Origin of the sequence: Nocardia sp. NPDC058666 (assembly GCF_042714895.1) — a bacterium.
Taxonomy (GTDB): domain Bacteria; phylum Actinomycetota; class Actinomycetes; order Mycobacteriales; family Mycobacteriaceae; genus Nocardia.
On record NZ_JBHXRY010000018.1, the window covers coordinates 54,146 to 77,516 of the forward strand.

Genomic DNA, 23,371 nt, shown 5'->3' on the forward strand with positions numbered 1-23,371 from the left:
CATGGTGCGCGTGGCCCGATGCTCGTGCGCCGACGGGGCAGACGAAAACCGTATTGGATTCAGCGCTGATGGTCGACGGGATTCGGGCGGTTTGTCGACCGTGATCTCCGATGTCTGGGCAAGATGGCGGGGTGGACCTGCCGTTCTTGCGTGCGAACCCGCACTTGTTGCCGACCTTTCTCGCTCATCAGCGGTTGCGGACTACGCCGGTCGCGGGTGGGTCGATCAGTGTGGCCGAGCGGATTGTGCTCGATGACGGGACGCATCTTTTTCTCAAGACCTGGCCGGGTGGGGTTTCCGCCGCGCCGACCGCTGATCCCGCGTCGGCTCCGTCCGGGCTTTTCGCGGCCGAGGCGGAGGGGCTTCGGTGGTTGCGGGAAGCGGGTGGGGTCGCGGTGCCGCAGGTGTATGCGCGGACCGATGAATTGTTGTTGATGCAGTGGGTGGATCACGCCGAGCCGACTGTCGCCGCCGCTGAACGGTTCGGTGCGGGGTTGGCCGTCACCCACCGGGCGGGCGCACCTACTTTTGGCGCATCAGCCGACGGATTCCTCGCAGGCCTGCCCCTCGACAACACCCCCGGCGACGACTGGCCCACCTGGTATCGCGAACACCGAATCCTGCCGTACCTGAAACTCGCCGTCGACACAGGCGCCCTCGACCCCGCCGACGCCACCCGCATCGAAGCAATCCACATCGAAGCCCCCACCGAACCCCCCGCCAGAATCCACGGCGATCTCTGGCCAGGCAACATCCTCTGGGGCCCGTCTGACACCCCCTGGCTGATAGACCCCGCCGCCCACGGAGGCCACCCCGAAACCGACCTGTCCACCCTGCACCTTTTCGGCGGCGCTCCCCACCTCGACCGAATCATCGACGCCTACAACGAGATCCACCCCCTAGCCCCCGACTGGAAATCCCGAATCCCCCTCCACCAACTCCACCTTTGGCTGGCCCACGCCGTCCTCTTCGGCCGCTCCTACCGAACAGCCGTCCTGGACGCCGCGGCCAACTACCGCTAGCGGCTCAGTAGATAGATCGCGACGGCCGACCCCCATGCCAGCGCGGCGATCAGCGCACCGATAGCCAGATCGCGCCCGTTCCGATCATCGGAGTCCAGCACCGCCAGCGCCTGCGCGGCCAGCGGGACGGCCACCACGATCATCAACGGCCCACCGAACATCCCCAACGCCCACGCGATCGCGGCACGCCCGTCGGGGCGCTTCCACGCGTCGATATGACGCTGCCAGTTCCGAAGGACGAAAAGCACAAGGGCGGAGGGTAATCCCGTCACCGCCGCGACCGGCTTCGAAGTAGAAACAGCTGTTGAATCCTGCACGCGAACAAACATCCTTCTGGCACCAACCCGAGCCGCGGCGCGACCCTCTTCCTACGATGCAACTGCGTCAAGCTACCCGGCCACCCACAACCACAGCAACAGGACCGTTATCCCACAAAGTGATAGCGGATCGGCATATTCGGCACCAGTGGTAGCCGTCAGCGAACAACAAAGGCCGCCAGCACCTTTCGATGCGGACGGCCTTCGCAAGAAGAGAACTCGCTATGTCGCATCTCTGACTTGTCAGCTCATGCCGCGTAGCGCACCTGGATTCAGAAACTGCCGCCCCCACAAGAGACTCCGCTCGGCCTGCGTCAGCCGGGCTTCGTCGGCAGCCTCGTCCCACCCGGTTCTGATTTCCTCGACCATCCGATCAACGACATCGCGAGCGCGAAGCTGGTCGAGCCCATAGACATGGGCTACGGCGATCAGAGCCGCCAGGTTGCTCTCGCGCTCCCCATCCGGGCCGTAAGCAATTGCCTGATAAGCAGTTTCGCCACTACGCGGAATGGGGGAGAGATCGTACGCGGGGGTCAAGGTGAGGGTGGAACCGTCCCAGAACGCGGCGTGATTTCGGAGATGGTCGTCGGTGTTCGAGATCGCGATGTTGAAGGCGATGCGAGTGAACAGTTCGGCTCCGGCGTCGGTGCCGTGCTCGCGAAGGCTTCTCAGCAGCCAGGGATAACTGCCGTATCGAGCGGTCATCTCGCCGAGATCTGTCAGGGTGAGCGCGGAAACGACCATGGTGCGCCTGCCGTCGCCAGGACGATCGAATCGTTCGATGAGTAGGACGTTTCGGCCGAGTGAGGTGACGACCCGGGTATCGGGCACCCGTATACCGGCGCGACGGGCCAGCGTCAATGACGCGGCTTCGGCGGTGACGACAGGGAAGGGATCCGATGAGGTCGAGAATTTGGCCAGGTACTCGCGCGATTCATCGCGGACCAGTGCTTTGGGTCGCGCGCCACCCATCGTCGTGCCATCGATGATCGCTTCGGCGAGACCGGTGGGCAGGTGGTCGCCGGCCTCGACGATTCGGGCTGCCCGGTGTAGTTCATCCAGTGACGCGGTATCGGCACGCGGCACATAATTCAGCGGGCTTTGCTGGAAGTCGATGGCGCCGAACCGATTCGAGCCCGACCTGAGCAGATAGGTCAACTCGTCGAGGGCCGTCACGTCGGCATCGAGCCCGTGCGCTCCGGTCAGCGCGTTCAACAGGACACGCCGCCCCCAGGCGTCCGGTGCTCCGTCTCGCAGCGCCCCTGGCATCCCGAGGTCTTCGGTCGGTCCGAAAGAACCCGATCCCAACGGAAGCGTCGGTGACAGGCTCACCGCGTCCGGCCGCGCTGCGTAGCGACGTCCGTACTGGAACCACAGACCTCCGTCGCCGCCTCTGCGCAGCCGTCCGGCAGGGATCGGGTCCGTTGACCCGGCGGGCCACATCCATACGAATGCTTCGTCAGAAGTCGAGGCCATCGTCGTCCTCCTCGGGCGCGGGGTGGCGGACCCTGGTGGGGATGAGCGCGATGCGTTCTTCGCCGCGCAATCGCATACGCGTCAGTTCCGCGGGGTCGTCGACGCCGAACAGTGGCACGCCGGCGATGGCGGCGACGTTGAGAACGTTTCCGATCGAAACCGCGCTGGAGCCGGTCTCGATCGAGCTGATCGTGCGTGGTGAGACGCCGGTCGCGGCGGCGAGGTCGGCCGCTGTCCAGTTTTTCGCCCTGCGGGCTAGCCGCACTTGCTGGCCGAGTACTCGAACCGCGTCGGCTGCGGCGGGATGTAGGCCTATGCGCTTTCTCGCCATGGGTTCTCCGATCGAGGTGCAATACTTTGAATCTATGGGTAGTTAAGCAGCAAAGTATTGCACGTATTTCATGGCAGCTCGACCCCGCCCACATCGAATCAATTCGCATCGAAGCCCCGCCATGTCTGCGACACCTGGCAACCCTGGTGAACGGCGAAGGCCGCCTGCATCTTTCGATGAAGACGGCTCTCGCGGTGTGCTATTGCTCGTCGATGACTTCCCCGTTCTGCACGGTGCCTGCGCTGGTGAGCGCCAAGGTGGCGCTGACAGGCGGGAAGGCCGCCGATGCCGCGACGGCGGCGGTCAGCTGTTCGGCTGTTTCCCAGTGCCAGATATCCTGGTACGTGCCATCTTCGAGGCGGATCAAACGAGTTTCGACCAAGCCGGGGAAGCCGGCGCGGATGCCGCCGATCAGCTGGGTGCGCTGAGCGAGTAGCTGCTCCAAATGGGCCGGGTCGACGGAGTAGTGGTGAACACGGACTGCGGACATCGTGAGTTCCCTGTCTGTTGCGCGGATTCGTCGAGGCGGGCGCGCTCGGGTGGCGCCCGCCCGGCGATCGCGCGCACCGGCCTCGACCGCGTCGGACGCGGGCTAACCTCGGGTGAGCTGGGCCAGCCGATCCCATGCCGGCGACGAGGCGCCGGGCTGTGACTGCTCGGCCAAGCGGGCGATCGCCGGATTGTGGACCGGGCGAGGCTCGGATCGGTGGTGGCAGTCGGCGAACCAGCTCCGCGTGCGGGCCGCGAGAGCGGGCAGGCGTGGATCCTCGGGTGCCCAGTCGAAGGCGGCGTCGTGCTCGAGGCAGAGCGCGCGGAACTCGGGATCGCCGAGAAACTCACGCTTTTCGGCGATCCACCGAGCCGCGTCTTCGGGTGCGGCGGTGTGCATGAGAATCCAGCCGTCACGTTCCATCCGGATATGACGTTCGCTGACGCCGATATCGCGGAGTTCGGCGAGGTAGTCCGCGACCTCAGCGGTGACGAAAAGCCGGTCACCGCCCTGTAATTGGGCGAGTTCACCGCGGGTTCGCCGCAGCTGTGCCATGCGGTTGCGCAACGCGCGGTCGATCTCGGCGATCTCGGCGGCGAGCACCTCCGGTTCGGCATCGAGCAGGCCCCCGATGCGAGCCAGCGGCACCCCCGCACCGGCCAGCGTTCTGATCTTGACCAGGGTGATGGCGTCTTGCGCGGTGTAGCGCCGGTAGCCTGAGGAGTCGCGATCGGGCTCGGGGAGCAGGCCACGTTCGTGATAGTGGCGGATGGCTTTGGTGGTCACTGCGGCGTAGTCCGCGAGCTGGCCGATGGTGAGCATGGTCGCCATTTTTGCTCATGCGCGCTTGGTCAGGCGACCGCCTGCATTGTGGAAGCGGGCCCGCCCGTCGCGGATGTCGTGGTAGGAGACGAGCAGCAGCCGCAGATAGCCGTCGAAGGTCGCGAGCGGATAGTCGGCGGGTGCGAACAGGCCCGGCCGGATCGCGATATAGCGCTGGGGCGGAGCGGCGGTCATGCCACCGGCGAACGCGGTGAATATCCGCTCCTGCGATTCGTCGGCCGGTTCGTAGGTCACTCGTTCCTCGAGTTGACCGTCGACGATGCTCACGTCGACGCGCAGCTGTTCGCAGCGGTAGGTGCCCACATACGGGGTGAGGTCGACCTCGGCCGCCGATTCGGTGATCAGCGGGGGGATCGAGATGCCGAGATGTTCGCTCATCAGGCATTGCAGCAGCTGGTCCTGCAGCATGATCGCCCCCGGGGTGTTGCCGAAAGCGGCGAAGACGAGATCGTGTTCGGGCACGACACACAACAGGGACACGCCGCCGGGCGAGGCGCCGGACATCGCGAGCACCGTCGTGTCCCCGAACGGGTACAGCACCCAGCCCATCCCGATCGGCGGCACGTTCGGACTGCCCATGTCGAAGGCGACCTGCTGCATCAGCGCGGTCGACTCGACCGACAGGACACGCGCGCCGGACGGGGACACGCCCGCGCGGAGGTGGGTGCGTCCGAAGGCGAGCAAGTCGGCAACGGTGCCGACGGGGGTACCACCGGCCGGGCCCCAGGTGTCGGGCAGCGTGAACATGCCGGTGGGCGTGGCGGCATTGGTCTCGAGATCGTTGAAGTGGCCGACCGCGGTGCTGCGCAGAATGGCCTGCGCGGCCGAGGTGCTGGAGTTCCGCATGCCGACGGGCGCGTAGATGTCGCGCTCGAGCAATTCGGGGAAGGGCAGGCCCGTCACGACTTCCAGCAGGCGGCCCGCGAGAATCATCCCACCGTTGGAGTAGCTGACCTGCTCGCCGGGTTCGAACAGGACGCCGCAGCTGCTCGCGAGACCCTCGACATAGGCCGCAAGAGCATCGCGGCCTTGCGCGTCGGGGAAGAACAGGTCGGCATCGATGCCGTTGGTGTGCGAAAGCAGGTGTCGGACAAGGATTTTGTCCGCCGCTCCCGGTACGGTCACGGCGAATTCGGGCAGGTACGCGACCACTGGCGCATCGAGGTCGAGCAGGCCGCGCTCCACCTGCTGCAGGACCAGCGTGGTGGTCATGACCTTGGTGACCGAGCCGAACAGGAATCCGGTATCCGCGAGCATCGGCGCCCCGGTAGCGGTGTTGGCGGTGCCGTGCGCGACAACGATCTCAGCACCGGCGTGGTGAACGCCGGCGACGAACCCGGGAACTTCATCGGTCTCGCAGTAGCTCGCGACCTGCTCGCGGATCCGAGCTTCGAGAGTGCGCAGTGTGGTGTCGTTCATGCGCACTATCGTGAAACCTTCCCCCAGGGGCAATGTCAAACTGGGACAAAGGCTCAGACTGTCGACGGTTCGCGTCGCCGCAACGCGGGCACGACGCGAGGTGCGGATCGGGTGGCCCAGATCGCGAAGGCGATGTACAGGACCTGCTCCGGGATTCGTTGCCACAGAGGCGAAGCCGGCTCTCCTGCGAACGGGATGTCGTTGACGGCGGCGTAGATGTTGACGGGCAGGAGCAGGAGGAACAGCGGAACCAGTGCCCAGCCCGCGATCCATCGGGTGCGGGTGAGAACCAGGCCGATCGCGGCGAGTAGTTCCAGCACTCCGCTGGCCAACACCATGAACCCGGGGAACGGCACGAACGGCGGGATCATGCCGACCATGTCGTCATAGTTGGGCATCACGGTGACGCTGCCCGGCATGAAATGCGCGGTTCCGGTCATCACCAGCATGACGGCCAGTGCGTGGGCGGCGCTGGTCGACCACGAGGCGAACCGGGTTACGCCGAGTGCGCCGAGCGTGCGAAAGACGACGAGGGAGCCGAGGAGGGCGATGAGGGTGATCATGGGTTCTCCCTGAATGGATACCAGAACTATCTACTATGGATAGTAACACTATCTATCAACCGCTCATTCCCCGCAAGTGCCGACGAACGACAAAGGCCGCCCACACCTTTCGGTGCGGACGGCCTTGTGACGAGAAGGGCTAGCGGGTGAAGAGCAGCGCCCGCTTGACTTCCTGGATCGCCTTGGTGACCTCGATGCCACGGGGGCACGCGTCGGTGCAGTTGAACGTGGTGCGGCAGCGCCAGACACCTTCGACGTCGTTGAGGATGTCGAGACGCTCGCGGGCGCCCTCGTCACGGCTGTCGAAGATGAAGCGGTGGGCGTTCACGATCGCGGCGGGGCCGAAGTAGCTGCCGTCGGTCCAGTAGACGGGGCACGACGTGGTGCAGCAGGCGCACAGGATGCACTTGGTGGTGTCGTCGAAGCGGGCCCGGTCGGCCTGGCTCTGGATCTGTTCGCGGGTGGGCTCGTTACCCGAGGTCATCAGGTAGGGCTTCACCGCGCGGAACGCGTCGAAGAACGGCTCCATGTCGACCACGAGGTCCTTCTCCACGGGCAGGCCGCGGATCGGCTCGACGGTCATGGTGAGGGTCTTGTCGCCCTTGGGCAGCAGGTCCTTCATCAGCACCTTGCACGCCAGGCGGTTCACGTTGTTGATCCGCATGGCGTCGGAGCCACACACACCGTGGGCGCAGGAGCGCCGGAAGGTGAGGGTGCCGTCCAGGTAGGACTTGATGTAGATGAGCACGTTGAGGAAGCGGTCGGTCGGCAGGACCGGCACCTGGAACGAATCCCAGTACGCGCCTTCACCGTTCTCGGGGTTGAACCGGGCCACCTTGACGGTGACCATGACCGAACCCTCGGGGACCGGTGCCGGCTTCTGCTTGGCGGTATCGACTGCGGCAGTCATCAGTACTTACGCTCCATCGGCTCGTAGCGGGTCTGTACCACCGGCTTGAAGTCGAGGCGGATCTCGGAGATGAGCTCCGGGCCCTCCTTGTACGCCATGGTGTGCCGCATGAAGTTCGTGTCGTCGCGATCCGGGTAGTCCTCGCGCGCGTGGCCGCCACGCGATTCCTTGCGGTTGAGCGCGCCCACGACCGTGACCTCGGCCAGCTCGAGTAGGAAGCCCAGCTCGACGGCCTCGAGCAGGTCGCTGTTGTAGCGCTTGCCCTTGTCCTGCACCGTGATCCGGGTGTAGCGCTCCTTGAGCGTGTGGATGTCGGTGAGGACCTTCTTGAGGGTTTCCTCGGTGCGGAACACGCCCGCGTTGGCATCCATGGTGGCCTGCAGCTCGGTGCGGATGTCGGCCACGCGCTCGTTGCCGTGGTCGGACAGGATCAGCGACAGCCAATCCATCACCATCTGCGACGGGTTCTCCGGCATTTCGACGAACTCGGTGCGGTTGGCGTACTCCGCGGCCGCGATGCCGGCGCGACGGCCGAACACGTTGATGTCCAGCAGCGAGTTGGTGCCCAGACGGTTCGCGCCGTGCACCGACACGCACGCGCACTCACCGGCGGCGTACAGGCCGGGGACCACGTCGGTGTTGTTGCGCAGCACCTCGCCACGGATCTTGGTCGGGATACCGCCCATGACGTAGTGGCAGGTCGGCATGACCGGCACCAGCTCGGTCACCGGGTCCACACCGAGGTAGGTGCGCGCGAACTCGGTGATGTCGGGCAGCTTCTCCTCGAGCACGTCGGCGCCCAGGTGGGTCACGTCGATGTAGACGTAATCCTTGTTCGGACCGGCGCCACGGCCTTCGGCCACCTCGAGCACCATCGAGCGGGCGACGATGTCACGCGGCGCGAGGTCCTTGATGGTGGGGGCGTAACGCTCCATGAAGCGTTCGCCGGAAGCGTTGCGCAGGATGCCACCTTCACCACGTACAGCCTCGGAGATGAGGATGCCCAGACCCGCGAGGCCTGTCGGATGGAACTGGTGGAACTCCATGTCTTCCAGGGGAAGACCCTTGCGGAACACGATCGCCATGCCGTCACCGGTCAGCGTGTGCGCGTTGGAGGTGGTCTTGTACATGCGACCCGAACCGCCGGTGGCGAACACGATCGACTTCGCGTGGAAGACGTGGATCTCGCCGGTGGACAGCTCGTAGGCGACCACACCGGTGGCGACGGGGCCACGATCGGTGTCGGTCATCACCAGGTCGAGCACGTAGAACTCGTTGTAGAACTCGACGTCGTGCTTGACGCAGTTCTGGTACAGCGTCTGCAGGATCATGTGACCGGTGCGGTCGGCGGCATAACACGCGCGACGCACGGGCGCCTTGCCGTGGTCACGGGTGTGGCCACCGAAACGACGCTGGTCGATCTTGCCCTCGGGCGTGCGGTTGAACGGCAGGCCCATCTTCTCGAGGTCCATGACCGCGTCGATGGCCTCTTTGGCCATGATCTCCGCGGCGTCCTGGTCGACGAGGTAGTCGCCACCCTTGACGGTGTCGAAGGTGTGCCATTCCCAGTTGTCTTCTTCGACATTGGCCAGTGCGGCACACATGCCACCCTGAGCCGCGCCGGTGTGGCTGCGCGTGGGGTAGAGCTTGGTCAGGACCGCGGTACGAGCCCGGGGACCAGCCTCGATCGCCGCGCGCATACCCGCGCCACCGGCGCCGACAATGACGACGTCGTAGCGGTGTTCCTGAATCGGACGGGATTCACTCATGCGAGGGGGCCTGTTCCTAACCCGTGTAGTTGGGGGCGACGTAGGTGGGGTCGATGTTGGGGTCGAAGGTGAAGATGACGTACGTGCCGACCACCACGACCAGGATCATCGACAGCACGAGGATGACCTTGAGCCAGAAGCGGGTCGAATCCTTGCGCGAGTAGTCGTCGATGATCACGCGCAGACCGTTGCCGCCGTGCAGCTGAGCCAGCCACAGCATCGACAGGTCCCACAGCTGCCAGAACGGGCTGGACCAGCGGCCGGCCACGAACGCGAAGTTCAGGCGGTTCACGCCACCGTCGATCATCAACATGATGAACATGTGGCCCAGGGTGAGCACGATCAGGAACAGGCCGGAGATGCGCATGAACAGCCATGCGTACTTCTCGAAGTTGCTGTTGGACCGGGCGCGCGGGGAGCGGGGCAGGTCCAAGCTGGCGGGGCGGTCGTAAGACTTGCCGATCACAGGTGCAGACATATCAGTGCTCCGTCAGCAGGTAGAAGAACTGGCGACCGACGCCCGCGGCGGAAACCACGACCCAGATGGCGAGCACAGCCCACAGCATCTGCTTCTGGAATCGCGGACCCTGGGACCAGAAGTCGACCAGGATGACCCGCACGCCGTTGAGGGCGTGGAACAGGACGGCGACGACCAGGCCCATCTCCATCAGGGCGACGACGGGGTTCTTGTAGAGCTCGATCGCTTGGTCGTAGGTATCGGGATTGACCCGGACCAGCGCCGTGTCGAGCACATGCGCGAAGAGGAAGAAGAACAGCGTGACACCGGTGATCCGGTGCAGTGCCCAGGACCACATGCCGGGGTCGCCGCGGTACAGCGTCTTCCGCTTCGGCTGAGCCGGAGCTTCTATCGTGGTCATAGAGTGCGGTGCCTCCAACGTCGTTGATGGACCCGGTCACAGATCCGACGCGGCATGCGTGGAGGGGCAAATGCCCAGGTGACAGCGCTGTATTGCAAAGCGCTGGCCCGCCGCCGGGAACCTGAACCGATCTTCGGTGAACTCTAATCCCCTCTGTTTCGCGGAACTAATTCGGCGTGCCGTGCGTTGGCTGCGAAAGTGGCGAGTTAGGTTTACCTTTCTCGATGCCGGATACTGGTGTTCCGGCTCGTATTTCCCCGCATCGTCGGGGTTCGGCTGGAGGTTCCCGATGCCCGAAATCGACTGGAAAACGTTGCGCGACATGGCAATTGGCGCAATGGGCTCCGCGTATGTCCCGTACTCGCGATTTCCGGTCGGCGCTGCGGCTCTCAGCGCCGATGGTCGAATGGTGAGCGGATGCAATGTGGAAAATGTCTCATATGGGCTGACCCTGTGCGCCGAATGTGTACTCGTCGGTAACTTGTTCACATCGGGCGGGGGACGGCTCGTAGCGGTCTCGGTGACCGATTCCCGCGGCGAGATTTTGATGCCGTGCGGACGCTGCCGACAGCTGCTGTTCGAACACGGCGGGGGCGCGCTGCTGGTCGACCACCCCGAGGGGCCGAAGTTGTTGTCCGAGCTGCTGCCCTACGCCTTCGGACCCGATGATCTCGCGGCCGGTCAACAGTAGGTACCGGCTCGTCAGCCGTAGCCGATGTCGGTGGGTCGTGCCAAACTGGCCCGATGACGGCACTGGATGCGGTTTCGATCATTACAACCAAGCGCGATGGCGGAGAGCTGTCGGACGCGCAGATCGACTGGGTGGTGGATGCGTTCACCCAGGGGGTCGTGGCCGACGAGCAGATGTCGGCGCTGGCCATGGCGATCGTCTGGCGGGGGATGACCCGGCGCGAGACCGCGCGGTGGACCGCCGCGATGATCGGGTCGGGGACCCGGATGGACTTCACCGACCTGCCTCGTCCCACGGTCGACAAACACTCCACCGGCGGTGTCGGAGACAAGATCACGCTGCCGTTGGCACCTCTGGTGGCGGCCTGCGGGGCCGCTGTTCCGCAGTTGTCCGGGCGCGGGCTGGGGCACACCGGCGGGACCTTGGACAAGCTCGAATCGATTCGCGGCTGGCAGGCCGACGTGACCGTGCCGCGGATGCGCGAAATCCTGGCCGATCCCGCGATCGGTGCGGTGATCTGCGCCGCCGGAGCCGATCTGGCGCCCGCCGACAAGCGGTTGTACGCGCTGCGCGACGTGACGGGCACGGTCGAGTCGATTCCGTTGATCGCCAGTTCGATCATGAGCAAGAAGATCGCCGAGGGGACAGCGGCGCTGGTCCTGGACGTGAAGGTGGGGTCGGGGGCCTTCCTGAAGACTTTGGACGGTGCTCGGGAACTGGCCACCGCGATGGTCGAACTCGGGCGCGACGCGGGCGTGAACACGGTCGCGCTGCTCACCGCCATGGACACCCCGCTGGGGCGGACCGCGGGCAATGCGATGGAAGTGGCCGAGTCGGTCGAGGTGCTCGCCGGTGGCGGGCCTGCGGATGTGGTCGAGCTGACGTTGATGTTGGCCAGGGAGATGGTGGCGCAGGCCGGGTTGCATATCGATCCGGCCGAGGTGCTTGCCGACGGGCGCGCGATGGATCACTGGCGCACGATGATCCAGGCGCAGGGTGGGGATCCCGATGCCCCCTTGCCCGTTGCGCGGCACACCGAGACGGTGTTGGCCGAATCGACCGGGGTGCTGACTCGGCTCGACGCGATGGGGGTCGGTGTCGCCGCGTGGCGGTTGGGGGCGGGGCGTGCGCGTCAGGGGGAGAAGGTGCAGGCGGGGGCCGGGATCGAAATGCATGCCAAGCCCGGTGATTCGGTGGTGATGGGGCAGCCGTTGCTGACGTTGCATACGGATACGCCGGAGGCGTTCGCTGGGGCGTTGGCCGCTTTGACCGACGCGATCACGATCGAGTCCGGGTCTGAGTGGAAGCCCGGCGAGCTGATTTTGGGCCGCATCGACTGAGTAGCAATCGCGTGAGTGGCCCGCAATAGTCGTGTGCGGGTCGGATAATCAACGAGACGGTTGCCACGTGCGTACTTCGCTGCCAGGATCGGCGCGGCCCGCTACCGTCTAAACATGACTGGACCGGCGCCCCTAGACCTTGCTTCGATCCGACGCGCACCGAAGGCTTTGCTGCACGATCACCTCGATGGTGGTTTGCGGCCCGCTACGGTGCTAGAGCTTGCCGCTGACTGCGGCTACGACGAGTTACCCGCTTCCGATGCCGAGAGTTTGGGGGCGTGGTTTCGCGACGCCGCCGACAGTGGGTCGTTGGAGCGGTATCTGGAAACGTTCGCGCACACGGTAGCGGTGATGCAGACGCCGGAGGGGTTGCGGCGGGTTGCACGGGAGTGTGCGATCGACCTCGCCGCGGACGGGGTCGTGTACGCGGAGGTGCGGTTCGCGCCTGAGCAGCATCTGGAGAAGGGCCTCACGCTCGATGAAGTCGTCGAGCACACCCTCGCCGGTTTCCGGGAGGGCGAGGCGATCGCGGCCGAGCAGGGCAATGTCATCCGGGTGACGTGTCTGCTCACCGCGATGCGGCACGCGGCCAGGTCGCGCGAGATCGCGGAGCTGACCGTGCGATTCCGGGACGAGGGTGTCGGCGGGTTCGACATCGCCGGCGCGGAAGCGGGTTTCCCTCCCACCCGGCACCTGGACGCGTTCGAGTATCTGCGAGCCAACCACGCGCACTTCACCATTCACGCGGGCGAGGCGTTCGGGCTGCCGTCGATCCACGAGGCGCTGGCGTTCTGCGGCTGCGACCGGCTGGGCCACGGGGTGCGGATCACCGACGACATCAGCGTGCCCGGCGAGATCGAGGACGCGCAGCTCGGGCTGGTCGCGAAGTACGTGCGCGATATGCGGGTGCCGTTGGAGTTGTGCCCGTCGTCGAACGTGCAGACCGGCGCGGTGCCGTCGCTGGACAAGCATCCGTTCGATCTGCTTGCGCGCCTTCGCTTCCGAGTCACGGTCAACACCGACAACCGGCTGATGAGCGACACCTCGATGAGCGAGGAGATGCTGAAACTGGTCGACACGTTCGGCTACGGCTGGAGCGACCTGGAACGGTTCACCATCAACGCCATGAAATCGGCGTTCATCCCGTTCCCCGACCGCCTGAAGATCATCGACGAAGTGATCAAGCCGGGCTACGCGGTACTGCTGGGCTGAGACGAAGCAGGGGTGGCACCACATCGGTGCCACCCCCGCTTCGCGAGAACTCTTATTCGCTGGTCAACCTTGCTTCGAACACGCGCTGCAGCTCACGGAACTGCTGAGCCTCGGTCGTGTACGGCGGGTTGGGCGCCATCCGGTTCGGGTCCGGGTTGAGCAGGTACGACACGTACCAACCCAGCGGATTCGACTGCGCCAGTGCGGTTTCCACGCTGTCGTCATCGGCGTAGTCGGCGGCGTCGGTGAACAGTTCCACCGCAAGATCGAGCTGTTCGATGTCGACCGCTTCGGGCCCTTCGGCCAGATCCTCGACCAGACCGGTGAGCACGTAGACGTTCTCGTCGGTCACCTCGACCTCGAGCGAACCGTCCACCGCGGCGGTCTGCACCTCGGCGAAGGTCGACACCCGCGCCAGCTCGTGCTCGTGATCGTCGGCCAGGTAGCGGGCCAGCGCCCGTTCGGAACCGAACACGGTGATGGTGGTGCCGTTGCCGAGGAAGATCGGCTCGTCGTCGAGGTAGCAGCGCAGGGTGAAGTGCTCGCCGTCGGAGGTGACGATCTTGACGGGGTCGATGCCGACCTCGTCCCAGAACGTCTCGTCCTCGTCGGGGGCGTCGAGATCGACGGTCTCGAACTCCTCTTCCTCCTCGGCGACGTCGTCGGCGTCGACCACGTTCTCCTCCGCGGCCAACAGCTCGGCCTCCGCGACCGCGACCGCGGCCGCGTCCACCTCGGGCGTGCTGACCACGCCGTCGATCGCGTCGAGCACGTCGTCCCAGCCCTTGACGATCGCGGCGCCGACCTGATCCCACAGCTCTTCGCCGTCGCGCCCGACGAACGTGCCTGCCCCACTGGCCAGCACGCCCAGCACCGGGTTGTTGCCGAAGAACTTGGTCACCACGTCGAGCTCGCACACCTCGGCGATATTGCGCACCATCGCCAGGGTGTCCTCGAGCTCGCCGACCACGTCGCCCTCGGGATCGCCCGCGGCCAGCTCGGGCACGGAGACCAGATCGAAGCTGAAATTCTCCTCCGGCTCCAGCTCAGCGGCCGAAAGACCGGCGATGACCGCCCATGACGGGTGCTCGACGAGGTCGTTGTCGGAGTTGGTGCGGATGAACGCAGCCAACTCCGCGACGGACTCGAATCCGTAGAGGTCGTCCTCGTGACCGAGGAACGCCTCCCACTCATCGTCACCGTCTCGCCAGCGCGGTGCCCACAGGGTGACGAGATCGCCATCGGTCAGACCGAGCGCGATCGGGACGATGTCTCCAGAAGCCATGACGCGAAGCCTATCTAGCTTCGGCGCGCGGCACTATCCGGCCCAGGTGCTAAGTGCCCGCCGGGCTGTGCACCGGGTCCGGTCAGCGACTCGTTGAGGGTGGCGATGATGTCGGAACGGGCCGCACCGGCGGTCTCGGTGGCCTGTTTGCAGGCCGCCAGAATCAGTGCCGCGGCCTCGGTGGGCGCCATGGTGGTGATGGCCTCGTCCAGCTGCAACGCCACCAGCGCGCCGTCGCTGTTCACCTCGGCGGTGACCAGTCCGTCTTCGGTGGTGAACCGCCCGCTGACCTGCTTCAACCCGTACAGCGCCGCCTCGAGCGCCTCGAGTTTTCCGGTGACGCCCGCGACCAGGGCATCCATTTCCGCGCTCACAGTGGCCTCATCCAGCTCGTCTGACCGGTGTCGGCGTCGTCGATGCGATCGAGTTCGTCGACCGCCTGACGCCGGGTGGGCAGGTTCATCTTGTCCAGCAGTTCGTCGGGGATCTGCGCCTGCTCGCTGTAGACCTCGCGCAGTCGCGCGGCCGCGGCGATAGTCGAGCGCCTGGTCAGGCGCAGGATCTCGTCGGCGAGCGCCTGCGCACCGTACTGGTACTCGCTGCGTTCGAATTTGATCGCGATCGGCAGACCCATGCTGGTCGCGCGCACCTTGATCGTGCCGGAGCGGTTACTGCTGACCGCTGACTCCACATTGGGCACCTCGGGCACCGGTGTGCCGCTCATTCGGTAGGCCTGTAGAAGCCGTAGAACTCCATGCCACTGTTCTCCGTTCGGATGGAACTGATCGACACCGGATCGCCGGCCTCGACGAGCTGCCCGTTGCCCACCACCATGGCGACATGGCCGTCCCACACGGCCAGATCGCCCGGCATCAGGTCACCGGGGGAAACTTGGGGGTTGCCCACGTGCTGTTCCTGCGCCAGGCGCGGCAGTTCGACACCGGCCTCGCCGTAGGCGTACTTGGTCAAGCCGCTGCAGTCGATGCCCGACTGCGGGTCGTTGCCACCCCACACGTACGGGGTGCCGACCGCGCCGATGGCCGAGCGGACCGCGGTGGCGGCCTTCTCGTTGGGCGCTTCGACCGTGCTGCCGTCGGGCAGGGTGATCTTCACGCCGGTGCCCGAGCCGGTCGAGGAACCGGCCGACGAGCCCGATCCCGCGGTCTTGCCCGAGCCGGCGGCCGCGGACTTGGAGCCGCTACTGGAACTGCCGCCCATCGCCGTGGACAACGACGACCCGACACTGCCCAGCAGTGAAGTGCCGGTGCTCGCGACGGAGGACAACATGCCCGAATTCGACACCGACGACAGCAACGAACTCGCGCCCGACGACACACCCGCCAGCGACGTGCTCGACGGTGCGGGGGTGAGTTCCTTGATCGCGGCGGTCTGGGTGCCCAGTTCCTCCTGCACGCGACCCACCACGCCCATACCCTGGCCGATGTGGTCGATGGCCGAGGCGATCACCGTGGTCAGACCCACGGGGGTGCCGACGGCGGTGCCCATCGCGGACACCTGCGACACGAACGAGTTGACGATCCCGTCGAGTTCCTTCTGCCCGGTCTCCACGTAGGCCGCGGCCTGGTCGACCACGGTCGCCATCCCGACCCCGTTGTCGGACAGGGTCGCCGAGGAGGTCTGCACGCGCAGGGCCTTGGCGGTGACCGCGTCGACCGCTTGGCCGTCCCACGCGGTGTTCACGTTGTTGATGCTGCTGCGACCCTGCTGGTAGATCTGGTCGAGGTTGGTCGACGTCGACCGCAGCCCGTCGGACGGGCCGCCCACGCCCTGCACGCCGGTGCCGAAGCTGGACAGCAGGTCCAGCAGTGGCTGCACGAGTCCGCTGAGGTCGATCATGCGATCTCGCCCGCGGCGGCCTGCAACGGCGCCGCGTTGTTCAAGTCGGTCTCCACCAGCGTGGTCGCGGCGCTCGCGGTAGCCACGCCCATGCTGCCCATGACCGCGGACAGCTGCGCGATCGAGGCCACGTGACCGGCGTGCGCGGCGGAGTAGGCGGCGGTGAAATCGCCGCCGATCAGGCCCATGACGGGGCCGAGCAGGGTGGGTGCGGAGGCGACCGAACCAGCCGCCGCCGTTGCCAGTTCCGAGGCCATCGCCCCGGCGGTCGCGCTGTAGGCGACGATGCCCTCGGCATCGGCGGACATTTTTCGCATCGAACTTCCCCCATTCGTGTCAGTTCCCGGGCAGAGTACGTCACTCACTATCTTGGACGCACCGACTCCGCATTCGGTTCCCTCGTCCGCGAAATTTTTTCCCCAGCGGTCGTAGGCGCGAAGCGCTTGGCGACCCTATCGTCTTTTCATGCGCACCGACACTGTCGACCATCCACTCGCCGCGACTCTGCTCAGCACCATGCGGGACGCGCGCACCGACAACGCCACCTTCCGCAATGCTCTAGCCGATCTCACCGGCATCCTCATGTACGAGGCGCTACGCGACGCGCCCGTGGTGCTGACCCCGATCGACACGCCGGTCGCGGTCACCGACGGCGTCCGCCTGGCTTCGCCGCCCCTGCTGGTACCCGTGCTGCGCGCAGGCCTCGGCATGGTCTACGCCGCCGCCGAACTCGTCCCCGAAGCGCGCGTGGGCTTCGTCGGCATCGCCCGCGACGAAACCACCCACGAACCGGTGCCCTACCTCGAATCCCTACCCGCCGACCTCACCGGCCTGCCCGTGTTCGTCCTGGATCCCATGCTGGCCACCGGCGGCTCCATGCGCCACACCATCGAACTGCTGGTAGCCCGCGGCGCCACCGACATCACCGCCGTCTGCGTGGTCTCCGCCCCCGAAGGCGTCGCCGCCCTGGCAGCCTCGGGCCTACCGGTCCGCCTGATCACCGCCGCCATCGACGAGAAACTCAACGAAAACGCCTACATCGTCCCCGGCCTGGGCGATGCGGGCGACCGCCAGTTCGGCCCCCGCTGAATCAGCGCGAGAACCGTTGCGCGCGAGGGGCGCAGGTCGTGCGGGTTACTCGCGAAGGGTGCACGGTCGAGGAGGTTGCGCGCGACGGGTGCAGTGTCGTGTGGTCAGTGCGCCACTGCGCCCAGGGCCTCGCAGTAGTCGGCCAGTGCTGCGAGTCGGATGTCGGCGGCGACGCGTGCCTGTGGCAGGTCCGCAGCGTCGGTGACCGGCGCGAAAACCTCCAGGTAGCACTTGAGTTTGGGTTCGGTGCCTGAGGGCCGGACGACGATGCGGAAGTCGGTGGCGTCGAAGATCAGGGCGTCGGTGCGCAGGGGGCCGCGTATCAGTGACTGGTCGGTGAAAGTCACTGGGGTGCCTGCGATTTCGGTGGGCGGGGCGGCGCGCAGGGTGGCGACGAGTGCGCTCGCGGCGGATTGGTCGGGCAGGCGTAGGGAGACCTGGGCGCCTGCGTGTAGGCCGAATTCGACGGCGTAGGAGTCGAGTTCGTCCTGCAGGGTTTTGTCTTGCGCCTTCAACAGCGCGACCAGGTCGGCCGCGGCGACGGCGGCGGAGATGCCGTCTTTGTCGCGGACCCTGGTGGGGTCCACGCAGTGGCCGATGGCTTCCTCGTAGGCGTACACCAGGCCCTCGCCTGCTCTGGCCAACCATTTGAAGCCGGTGAGGGTCTCGGCGTAGCGGGCCGTCTGCGCGGCCGCCAGCTTCGACAGCAGACGGGACGACACGATGGTCGTGGCCACCAGCGGGTCGGTCGGGGAGGTGCGTAGGACGTAATCGGCCAGCAGCACGCCGGTTTCGTCACCGCGCAGCATGTGCCAACCCTCCGGGCCCCGCACGCCGAGCGCGCACCGGTCGGCGTCGGGATCCAGCGCGATCGCCACATCGGCATCGATGCGGTCGGCCAGCGCGAGCAGCAGATCGGCCGCGCCGGGCTCCTCCGGATTGGGAAAGCTCACCGTCGGGAAGTCGGGATCGGGGGCGAACTGTTCGTCGACCACGTGCACATCGGTGAACCCCGCCGCGGCCAACGCGCGTACCGCGATCTCACCACCGACCCCGTGCATCGCCGTCAACGCGATCCGCACCGGCGCCCGCTCCCCGGCCCCACCCAGCAGGCCGGGCAACTCCGCGACGCGTGCGACGTACCGATCGACCAAGTCGCCACCGGAAGTCGAAACAGCTTCCCGCGCAACAGGTTCGACGACCGCCTCGATGCACTTCTCGATCTCGCTGTCGGCGGGCGAGATCAGCTGCGACCCACCGTCGAGATACACCTTGTACCCGTTGTCGGCAGGCGGATTGTGCGAGGCGGTGATCTGCACCCCCGCTACGGCACCCAACTCCCGCACCGCGAACGCCACCACCGGCGTCGGCACCGGATCGGGCAGCACCGTCACCGCGAACCCGGCCGCGGTGAAGATCTCCGCCGTGGCGGTAGCGAACTCCGCCGACCCGTGCCGCGCATCGCGCCCGACCACCACGGCCCCACCGCCCAGACACCGCTGTCGCAACCAGTCGGCCAACCCGGCCGTTGCCCGCGACACCGTGGTCACGTTCATACCGTCCGGGCCCTCGCGCAACGGTCCACGCAGGCCCGCGGTCCCGAAGCGCAACATCTACACGCGCTCCAGAATCCCGCGCAGCAGCTTGCCCAGTCGCGGCGCCGCGGCCTGTCCTTCGGCCAGCACTTCTGCGTGCGAGAGATGTTCGCCGGTCACGCCCGCGGCCATGTTGGTCACCAGCGAGATACCCAGCACCTTCGCGCCCAGCGAACGCGCCTCGATCGCCTCGAGCACCGTCGACATGCCCACCAGATCGGCGCCCATCGTGGCCAACATGCGAATCTCGGCAGGCGTTTCGTACTGCGGCCCGGTGAGCCCGGCGTACACGCCCTCGGACAAACTCGGGTCGATTTCCCTTGTCAGGGCACGCAATTCGGGATCCCAGGCATCCACCAGGTCGACGAACCGCGCACCTTGCAGCGGGGTGCGCGCGGTGAGGTTGAGATGGTCGGCGATCAGCACCGGCTCACCCACCTGCAGTCCGGGCCGAATCCCGCCCGCGGCATTGGTGAGCAGCACGATCTCCGCGCCCGCCGCGATCGCCGCGGTCACCGGGTGCACCACCTGCTGGGGCGTGTACCCCTCGTACAGATGCTGACGACCCATCAGCAACAGCACCTCGTTGTCGCCCACGGTCAGCGAATGGATCATGCCGCCGTGTCCTTGCGCACTGGGTTTACCGAAGCCCGGTAATTCCGTCATGGGGATCGAGGCGTGCGGCGCCCCGATCTCGGCGGCAGCCTCCTGCCACCCCGATCCCAGCACCACGGCCACGCGATGACGTGGCACTCCCGTACGTTCGGCAATCGCCGCAGCGGCCTGTTCGGCAGTCATGTGGAGAGTGTATTGCGGTCCGCCGACAAGTGTCGCGCGGCGCTGGCTACCCGCGAGTAACGCAATCGTCGAGTCGCGGTTTATTCTGCCTGTATGCCGTATTTGGAGCGCTCTGGTGATGTTTTCGTCCTGTACCTCGGCAACGAGGGCGAGGTCGACAACGAGAACCGTTTCTCGCCGGACTGGATCGAGTCCTTCCACGCCGCACTCGACGAGGTCGAGGCGTCCGAAGGTGCCGCCGCGCTGGTCACCGTCGCGACCGGCAAGTACTACAGCAATGGTCTGGACACCGATTACGTGTTCGGCAACCTGGACAAGATCCACGGCTACCTCGACCGCGTACACACCCTGTACACCCGCCTGCTGACCTTCCCGATGCCCACGATCGCCGCGATCAACGGCCACGCGTTCGGCGCGGGTGCCATGCTGGCCACCTCGCACGACTTCCGCGTGATGCGCGGCGACCGCGGCTTCTGGTCGCTGCCCGAGGTCCACCTGGGTATGCCCTTCACCATCGGCATGAACGGGCTGCTGAAGGGCCGGCTGAGCAACCAGGTCTGCGTGCAGGCGATGACCACCGGCCACCGTTTCGCCGCCGACGAGGCCATCGCCGCCGGCATCGCCGACGCCAAGGTCGACGCCGACCAGGTGCTGCCCACCGCGATCGCCCGCGCCGCCGCACTGACCAGCCTGCGCAAGCCGATCACCCCGATCATCAAGACCGCGCTGCACGCCGAGGCCCTCGCCGCGCTTGCCACCCCGGTCACCCCGGAGAACCTGCCGTTCGGCAGCTGACGTCACTCGCCGGTGCGCCGGTGTCACACACTGATGCAAGACTGGTGTTATGGCACCCTCGCGCACCGGCGAACTCACAGCCACCGCCTCCGACGCCGCGATCCTGGCTGCCTCGGACGAGCTGATCGGGCTGTCGCACGCGATCCACGCCGAACCCGAGCTGGCCTTCGCTGAAACGCGCAGTGTCGCCAAGGTCCTCGCACCGCTGGTCGAACGCGGATTCGCGGTCACCACCGGTGTCGCGGGGCTGTCGACCGCCTTTCGCGCGGTCTACGGCAGCGGCCCGCTCACGGTGGGGATCTGCGCCGAATACGATGCGCTGCCCGAGATCGGCCACGCCTGCGGGCACAACATCATCGCCGCGTCCGCCGTCGGCGCCGCCATCGGACTCGCCGCCGTGGCCGACGCGCTCGGCCTGACCGTGGTCGTGCTCGGCACGCCCGCCGAGGAGAGCGGCGGCGGCAAAGTGCTCATGCTGGAAGCGGGCGCCTTCGACGACATCGCGATGGCGATGATGGTGCACCCCGGCCCCTTCGACATCGTCGGCGCGCGCTCGCTGGCACTGGCCGACCTGGCCGTGGTGTTCCACGGTCGCGAATCGCACGCCAGCGCCGCGCCGGAACTGGGCCGCAACGCCGGCGACGCGGTGACCGTCACCCAGGTTGCTGTGGGCTTGCTACGGCAGCATTTGCGACCCGGTCAGCAGCTGCACGGTATAGTGTCCGACGGTGGCGTAGCCCCCAACATCGTGCCCGGACGTGCGGAGTTGCTGTACTACCTGCGCGCGGCCGATTCCGGCTCCCTCGACGACCTGATGCGCCGAGCGAAAGCCTGTTTCGAAGCGGGTGCCCTGGCAACCGGCTGCACCCACGACATACGGACGCTCGCGCCCACCTATACCGAGCTCACCCCCGACCCGATTCTCTCCGCTGCCTACCGCGCGCAGATCACCGGATTGGGACGGGTGCCGATCGCGCCCGAGCTCGAGGTGCTGCGGCCCCTGGGCAGCACCGACATGGGCAACGTCACCAACGTCATCCCCGGTATCCACCCGGTGATCGGCATCGACGCCGGTGGCGCCGCGACCCATCAGCCCGCGTTCGCCGCCGCCGCGGTGAACGCCTCGGCGGACCGGGCCGTACTCGACGGGGCGCTGGCGATGGCACGTACCGCTGTCGCCATAGCAGGCGATGAAGTACACAGGGACAGGTTGTTGCAACAGCTGATCCAACGACAGGAGGACATTCGGTGAGTATTTCCGGCCATCCGGACACCGCACGCGCAGGCTCCGACGCGCTATCGATGGGTGTAGGTGCCCCGTCGATGACGCGCGAGACCGCGGCGTGTCCGACCGTGCCGGTCACCGAACAGACTCTGATGTCGGGAACCGAGATCGTCGACGCGTGGTTGGCCGAACACACCGGTGACCTGGTGCAATGGCGCAGGCACATCCACGCCAATCCCGAACTGTCGCGCGCGGAGTTCGCCACCACCGAGTTCGTCTCGGGCTGGCTGACCAAGGCCGGCCTGAGCTGGGAAGTACTGCCCGGCGGCACCGGCCTGATCTGCGATTTCGGACCCACCGACCGTGGACGCATCGCCTTGCGCGCCGACATGGACGCGCTGCCGATGCAGGAATTCACCGGCCTGACCTTCGCCTCCACGGTGCCGGGCGTGTCGCACGCCTGCGGGCACGATGCGCACACCACCGTGCTGCTGGGCGCCGGGCTCGCGCTCGCCGAAGCGCAGGACAAGCTGCCGGTGGGGGTGCGGTTGGTGTTCCAGCCCGCCGAGGAAGTGATGCCCGGCGGTGCGCTGGACGTGGTCGCCGCCGGTGGGATGGTCGGGGTGGACCGGATCTTCGCGCTGCACTGCGATCCGCGACTGGAAGTCGGCAAGGTCGGTTCGCGCACCGGCGCGATCACGTCGGCTGCTGACACGGTCGAGTTGGTGTTGGATTCGCCCGGCGGGCATACCTCGCGGCCGCATCTGACCAGCGATCTTGTGTACGCGATCGGGACGGTCATCACAGGTCTGCCCGGATTGTTGAGCCGTCGGGTCGATCCGCGGACCAGCACGGTCATGGTCTGGGGTGCGGTGAGCGCGGGCAAGGCGCCCAACGCGATTCCGCAGACAGGGATGCTCACGGGCACCGTGCGCACCGGGGATCACGCGACGTGGTTGCTGTTGGAACCGCTGGTGCGCGAGATCGTCGACGGGTTACTGGCGCCCACGGGCGTGCGGTATCAGCTCAACTACAAGCGTGGCGTGCCGCCGGTGGTCAACGACCCGACGTCGGCGTTGATGTTCGAGAACGCGGTGTTGGCGATGGGCGAGGACGCGTTGGCCGACACCGCGCAGTCCGGTGGCGGGGAGGACTTCTCCTGGTACCTGGAGGAAGTGCCCGGCGCGATGGCTCGGCTCGGGGTGTGGTCGGGGGTGGGGGAGCAGTTGGATCTGCATCAGCCGACGTTCGATATCGATGAGCGGGCGTTGGCGGTGGGGGTTCGGACTTTGACCAACATCGTCTTGCAGGCGTAGGGGTTCGTGGCACCGGGGGGTTGGCAAAGCCTCAGGGTTTTGGTGGTCCCAGATGGTTTGAGGCTGTGTTTTTGGAGCGCTGGCGCGCTCGAGCGCGGCCCCTGAGGGGCCGCGAGTTAGCCACCGTTGCTGGAGGCTGCGCCTCGGACG

General features: G+C 66.6%; 26 protein-coding genes. 8 read left to right on the plus strand and 18 right to left on the minus strand.

Translation table 11 applies throughout. The features are described 5' to 3' along the window. The first annotated feature begins 110 nt into the window (after positions 1 to 110). Positions 111 to 1,022 (plus strand): fructosamine kinase family protein, encoded by a 912-nt coding sequence (locus ACFWVD_RS26180; RefSeq protein ID WP_379247152.1) that lies wholly within the window; start codon positions 111 to 113, stop codon positions 1,020 to 1,022. Here the strand turns inward: ACFWVD_RS26180 and ACFWVD_RS26185 are convergent. The 11 genes from ACFWVD_RS26185 to sdhC form a co-directional block, all read right to left on the minus strand. After that, positions 1,019 to 1,270 (minus strand): hypothetical protein, encoded by a 252-nt coding sequence (locus tag ACFWVD_RS26185; RefSeq protein WP_379247154.1) that lies wholly within the window; start codon positions 1,268 to 1,270, stop codon positions 1,019 to 1,021. The genes ACFWVD_RS26180 and ACFWVD_RS26185 overlap by 4 nt on opposite strands. A gap of 312 nt (positions 1,271 to 1,582) precedes the next feature. Continuing rightward, entirely contained in the window at positions 1,583 to 2,815 is a 1,233-nt protein-coding gene (locus tag ACFWVD_RS26190) for a type II toxin-antitoxin system HipA family toxin (protein WP_379247156.1), read from the minus strand. Further along, a complete protein-coding gene (locus ACFWVD_RS26195) occupies positions 2,799 to 3,146 on the minus strand; it encodes a helix-turn-helix transcriptional regulator (protein ID WP_379247158.1) in 348 nt (115 codons plus the stop codon). The genes ACFWVD_RS26190 and ACFWVD_RS26195 overlap by 17 nt, the downstream gene beginning before the upstream one ends. 199 nt (positions 3,147 to 3,345) lie before the next feature. Further along, positions 3,346 to 3,636 carry a hypothetical protein gene (locus ACFWVD_RS26200; protein ID WP_379247160.1) on the minus strand — a complete coding sequence of 97 codons (291 nt, stop codon included), beginning with the start codon at positions 3,634 to 3,636 and terminating at the stop codon, positions 3,346 to 3,348. A 102-nt stretch (positions 3,637 to 3,738) separates the two neighbouring features. Then, positions 3,739 to 4,467 carry a MerR family transcriptional regulator gene (locus ACFWVD_RS26205; RefSeq protein WP_379247162.1) on the minus strand — a complete coding sequence of 243 codons (729 nt, stop codon included), beginning with the start codon at positions 4,465 to 4,467 and terminating at the stop codon, positions 3,739 to 3,741. A 6-nt stretch (positions 4,468 to 4,473) separates the two neighbouring features. Next, positions 4,474 to 5,898: a serine hydrolase domain-containing protein gene (locus ACFWVD_RS26210; RefSeq protein ID WP_379247164.1), complete on the minus strand. Its 1,425-nt coding sequence runs from the start codon at positions 5,896 to 5,898 to the stop codon at positions 4,474 to 4,476. A 53-nt stretch (positions 5,899 to 5,951) separates the two neighbouring features. Next, a complete protein-coding gene (locus tag ACFWVD_RS26215; protein ID WP_379247166.1) occupies positions 5,952 to 6,461 on the minus strand; it encodes a hypothetical protein in 510 nt (169 codons plus the stop codon). 139 nt (positions 6,462 to 6,600) lie between these two features. Next, a complete protein-coding gene (locus ACFWVD_RS26220; RefSeq protein WP_056818106.1) occupies positions 6,601 to 7,371 on the minus strand; it encodes a succinate dehydrogenase iron-sulfur subunit in 771 nt (256 codons plus the stop codon). Next, on the minus strand, positions 7,371 to 9,140 hold the full coding sequence (gene sdhA, locus ACFWVD_RS26225) for a succinate dehydrogenase flavoprotein subunit (RefSeq protein WP_379247168.1): 1,770 nt from the start codon (positions 9,138 to 9,140) through the stop codon (positions 7,371 to 7,373). Before sdhA ends, ACFWVD_RS26220 begins: the two co-directional genes overlap by 1 nt. Before the next feature lie 16 nt (positions 9,141 to 9,156). Next, the gene (locus ACFWVD_RS26230) at positions 9,157 to 9,618 is read right to left on the minus strand and encodes a succinate dehydrogenase hydrophobic membrane anchor subunit (RefSeq protein ID WP_379247170.1); all 462 of its coding nucleotides are present in this window, start codon (positions 9,616 to 9,618) and stop codon (positions 9,157 to 9,159) included. A 1-nt stretch (position 9,619) separates the two neighbouring features. Then, a complete protein-coding gene (gene sdhC, locus ACFWVD_RS26235; protein WP_379247172.1) occupies positions 9,620 to 10,018 on the minus strand; it encodes a succinate dehydrogenase, cytochrome b556 subunit in 399 nt (132 codons plus the stop codon). Positions 10,019 to 10,307: 289 nt separating this feature from the next. On the opposite strand from sdhC, the gene ACFWVD_RS26240 reads away from it, so the two are divergent. The 3 genes from ACFWVD_RS26240 to ACFWVD_RS26250 all read left to right on the plus strand — a co-directional run bounded on the left by ACFWVD_RS26240 (position 10,308) and on the right by ACFWVD_RS26250 (position 13,261). Next, positions 10,308 to 10,709, plus strand: a complete 402-nt coding sequence (locus ACFWVD_RS26240) for a cytidine deaminase (protein WP_379247174.1) — start codon at positions 10,308 to 10,310, stop codon at positions 10,707 to 10,709. Positions 10,710 to 10,762: 53 nt separating this feature from the next. Further along, complete coding sequence (locus ACFWVD_RS26245; protein ID WP_379247176.1) at positions 10,763 to 12,049, plus strand: thymidine phosphorylase; 1,287 nt, start codon at positions 10,763 to 10,765, stop codon at positions 12,047 to 12,049. A gap of 114 nt (positions 12,050 to 12,163) precedes the next feature. Further along, entirely contained in the window at positions 12,164 to 13,261 is a 1,098-nt protein-coding gene (locus ACFWVD_RS26250; RefSeq protein ID WP_379247178.1) for an adenosine deaminase, read from the plus strand. Positions 13,262 to 13,313: 52 nt separating this feature from the next. On the opposite strand, the gene ACFWVD_RS26255 is transcribed toward ACFWVD_RS26250, so the two are convergent. The 5 genes from ACFWVD_RS26255 to ACFWVD_RS26275 are packed head-to-tail and all read right to left on the minus strand — an operon-like array spanning position 13,314 to position 16,720. After that, positions 13,314 to 14,546 carry a primosomal protein gene (locus tag ACFWVD_RS26255; protein ID WP_379247180.1) on the minus strand — a complete coding sequence of 411 codons (1,233 nt, stop codon included), beginning with the start codon at positions 14,544 to 14,546 and terminating at the stop codon, positions 13,314 to 13,316. A 14-nt stretch (positions 14,547 to 14,560) separates the two neighbouring features. Next, the gene (locus tag ACFWVD_RS26260; protein WP_379247182.1) at positions 14,561 to 14,920 is read right to left on the minus strand and encodes a YbaB/EbfC family nucleoid-associated protein; all 360 of its coding nucleotides are present in this window, start codon (positions 14,918 to 14,920) and stop codon (positions 14,561 to 14,563) included. Then, positions 14,917 to 15,270 carry a hypothetical protein gene (locus ACFWVD_RS26265; RefSeq protein WP_379247184.1) on the minus strand — a complete coding sequence of 118 codons (354 nt, stop codon included), beginning with the start codon at positions 15,268 to 15,270 and terminating at the stop codon, positions 14,917 to 14,919. Before ACFWVD_RS26265 ends, ACFWVD_RS26260 begins: the two co-directional genes overlap by 4 nt. Beyond that, complete coding sequence (locus ACFWVD_RS26270) at positions 15,267 to 16,403, minus strand: NlpC/P60 family protein (protein ID WP_379247186.1); 1,137 nt, start codon at positions 16,401 to 16,403, stop codon at positions 15,267 to 15,269. Before ACFWVD_RS26270 ends, ACFWVD_RS26265 begins: the two co-directional genes overlap by 4 nt. Beyond that, on the minus strand, positions 16,400 to 16,720 hold the full coding sequence (locus tag ACFWVD_RS26275; RefSeq protein WP_379247188.1) for a hypothetical protein: 321 nt from the start codon (positions 16,718 to 16,720) through the stop codon (positions 16,400 to 16,402). Before ACFWVD_RS26275 ends, ACFWVD_RS26270 begins: the two co-directional genes overlap by 4 nt. A gap of 148 nt (positions 16,721 to 16,868) precedes the next feature. On the opposite strand from ACFWVD_RS26275, the gene upp reads away from it, so the two are divergent. Continuing rightward, the gene (upp, locus tag ACFWVD_RS26280; RefSeq protein ID WP_379247190.1) at positions 16,869 to 17,492 is read left to right on the plus strand and encodes a uracil phosphoribosyltransferase; all 624 of its coding nucleotides are present in this window, start codon (positions 16,869 to 16,871) and stop codon (positions 17,490 to 17,492) included. A 104-nt stretch (positions 17,493 to 17,596) separates the two neighbouring features. Here the strand turns inward: upp and ACFWVD_RS26285 are convergent, their stop codons facing one another. Together ACFWVD_RS26285 and ACFWVD_RS26290 are read right to left on the minus strand one after the other, a co-directional pair. Then, a complete protein-coding gene (locus ACFWVD_RS26285) occupies positions 17,597 to 19,105 on the minus strand; it encodes a phospho-sugar mutase (protein ID WP_379247192.1) in 1,509 nt (502 codons plus the stop codon). After that, on the minus strand, positions 19,106 to 19,885 hold the full coding sequence (locus tag ACFWVD_RS26290; RefSeq protein WP_379247193.1) for a purine-nucleoside phosphorylase: 780 nt from the start codon (positions 19,883 to 19,885) through the stop codon (positions 19,106 to 19,108). A 93-nt stretch (positions 19,886 to 19,978) separates the two neighbouring features. Between ACFWVD_RS26290 and ACFWVD_RS26295 the strand changes: the two genes are divergently transcribed. From ACFWVD_RS26295 to ACFWVD_RS26305, 3 genes are all read left to right on the plus strand, one after another. Further along, positions 19,979 to 20,680 (plus strand): enoyl-CoA hydratase/isomerase family protein, encoded by a 702-nt coding sequence (locus ACFWVD_RS26295; RefSeq protein WP_379247195.1) that lies wholly within the window; start codon positions 19,979 to 19,981, stop codon positions 20,678 to 20,680. A 49-nt stretch (positions 20,681 to 20,729) separates the two neighbouring features. Continuing rightward, on the plus strand, positions 20,730 to 21,932 hold the full coding sequence (locus ACFWVD_RS26300) for a M20 family metallopeptidase (protein ID WP_379247197.1): 1,203 nt from the start codon (positions 20,730 to 20,732) through the stop codon (positions 21,930 to 21,932). A gap of 125 nt (positions 21,933 to 22,057) precedes the next feature. After that, complete coding sequence (locus ACFWVD_RS26305; RefSeq protein ID WP_379247207.1) at positions 22,058 to 23,221, plus strand: M20 family metallopeptidase; 1,164 nt, start codon at positions 22,058 to 22,060, stop codon at positions 23,219 to 23,221. The last annotated feature ends 150 nt before the right edge of the window (positions 23,222 to 23,371 follow it).

Excerpts from the sequence above, each read along its gene's own strand:
- ACFWVD_RS26295 (WP_379247195.1), top strand. The coding sequence starts at position 19,979 with ATGCCGTATTTGGAGCGCTCTGGTGATGTTTTCGTCCTGTACCTCGGC.
- ACFWVD_RS26245 (WP_379247176.1), top strand. The coding sequence starts at position 10,763 with ATGACGGCACTGGATGCGGTTTCGATCATTACAACCAAGCGCGATGGC.
- ACFWVD_RS26285 (WP_379247192.1), bottom strand. The coding sequence starts at position 19,105 with ATGTTGCGCTTCGGGACCGCGGGCCTGCGTGGACCGTTGCGCGAGGGC.
- ACFWVD_RS26190 (WP_379247156.1), bottom strand. The coding sequence starts at position 2,815 with ATGGCCTCGACTTCTGACGAAGCATTCGTATGGATGTGGCCCGCCGGG.
- ACFWVD_RS26240 (WP_379247174.1), top strand. The coding sequence starts at position 10,308 with ATGCCCGAAATCGACTGGAAAACGTTGCGCGACATGGCAATTGGCGCA.
- sdhA (WP_379247168.1), bottom strand. The coding sequence starts at position 9,140 with ATGAGTGAATCCCGTCCGATTCAGGAACACCGCTACGACGTCGTCATT.
- ACFWVD_RS26270 (WP_379247186.1), bottom strand. The coding sequence starts at position 16,403 with ATGATCGACCTCAGCGGACTCGTGCAGCCACTGCTGGACCTGCTGTCC.
- ACFWVD_RS26275 (WP_379247188.1), bottom strand. The coding sequence starts at position 16,720 with ATGCGAAAAATGTCCGCCGATGCCGAGGGCATCGTCGCCTACAGCGCG.
- ACFWVD_RS26200 (WP_379247160.1), bottom strand. The coding sequence starts at position 3,636 with ATGTCCGCAGTCCGTGTTCACCACTACTCCGTCGACCCGGCCCATTTG.
- ACFWVD_RS26205 (WP_379247162.1), bottom strand. The coding sequence starts at position 4,467 with ATGGCGACCATGCTCACCATCGGCCAGCTCGCGGACTACGCCGCAGTG.
- ACFWVD_RS26290 (WP_379247193.1), bottom strand. The coding sequence starts at position 19,885 with ATGACTGCCGAACAGGCCGCTGCGGCGATTGCCGAACGTACGGGAGTG.
- ACFWVD_RS26220 (WP_056818106.1), bottom strand. The coding sequence starts at position 7,371 with ATGACTGCCGCAGTCGATACCGCCAAGCAGAAGCCGGCACCGGTCCCC.
- ACFWVD_RS26305 (WP_379247207.1), top strand. The coding sequence starts at position 22,058 with ATGTCGGGAACCGAGATCGTCGACGCGTGGTTGGCCGAACACACCGGT.
- ACFWVD_RS26300 (WP_379247197.1), top strand. The coding sequence starts at position 20,730 with ATGGCACCCTCGCGCACCGGCGAACTCACAGCCACCGCCTCCGACGCC.
- sdhC (WP_379247172.1), bottom strand. The coding sequence starts at position 10,018 with ATGACCACGATAGAAGCTCCGGCTCAGCCGAAGCGGAAGACGCTGTAC.
- ACFWVD_RS26265 (WP_379247184.1), bottom strand. The coding sequence starts at position 15,270 with ATGAGCGGCACACCGGTGCCCGAGGTGCCCAATGTGGAGTCAGCGGTC.
- ACFWVD_RS26255 (WP_379247180.1), bottom strand. The coding sequence starts at position 14,546 with ATGGCTTCTGGAGACATCGTCCCGATCGCGCTCGGTCTGACCGATGGC.
- upp (WP_379247190.1), top strand. The coding sequence starts at position 16,869 with ATGCGCACCGACACTGTCGACCATCCACTCGCCGCGACTCTGCTCAGC.
- ACFWVD_RS26210 (WP_379247164.1), bottom strand. The coding sequence starts at position 5,898 with ATGAACGACACCACACTGCGCACTCTCGAAGCTCGGATCCGCGAGCAG.
- ACFWVD_RS26230 (WP_379247170.1), bottom strand. The coding sequence starts at position 9,618 with ATGTCTGCACCTGTGATCGGCAAGTCTTACGACCGCCCCGCCAGCTTG.
- ACFWVD_RS26180 (WP_379247152.1), top strand. The coding sequence starts at position 111 with ATGTCTGGGCAAGATGGCGGGGTGGACCTGCCGTTCTTGCGTGCGAAC.
- ACFWVD_RS26250 (WP_379247178.1), top strand. The coding sequence starts at position 12,164 with ATGACTGGACCGGCGCCCCTAGACCTTGCTTCGATCCGACGCGCACCG.
- ACFWVD_RS26215 (WP_379247166.1), bottom strand. The coding sequence starts at position 6,461 with ATGATCACCCTCATCGCCCTCCTCGGCTCCCTCGTCGTCTTTCGCACG.
- ACFWVD_RS26195 (WP_379247158.1), bottom strand. The coding sequence starts at position 3,146 with ATGGCGAGAAAGCGCATAGGCCTACATCCCGCCGCAGCCGACGCGGTT.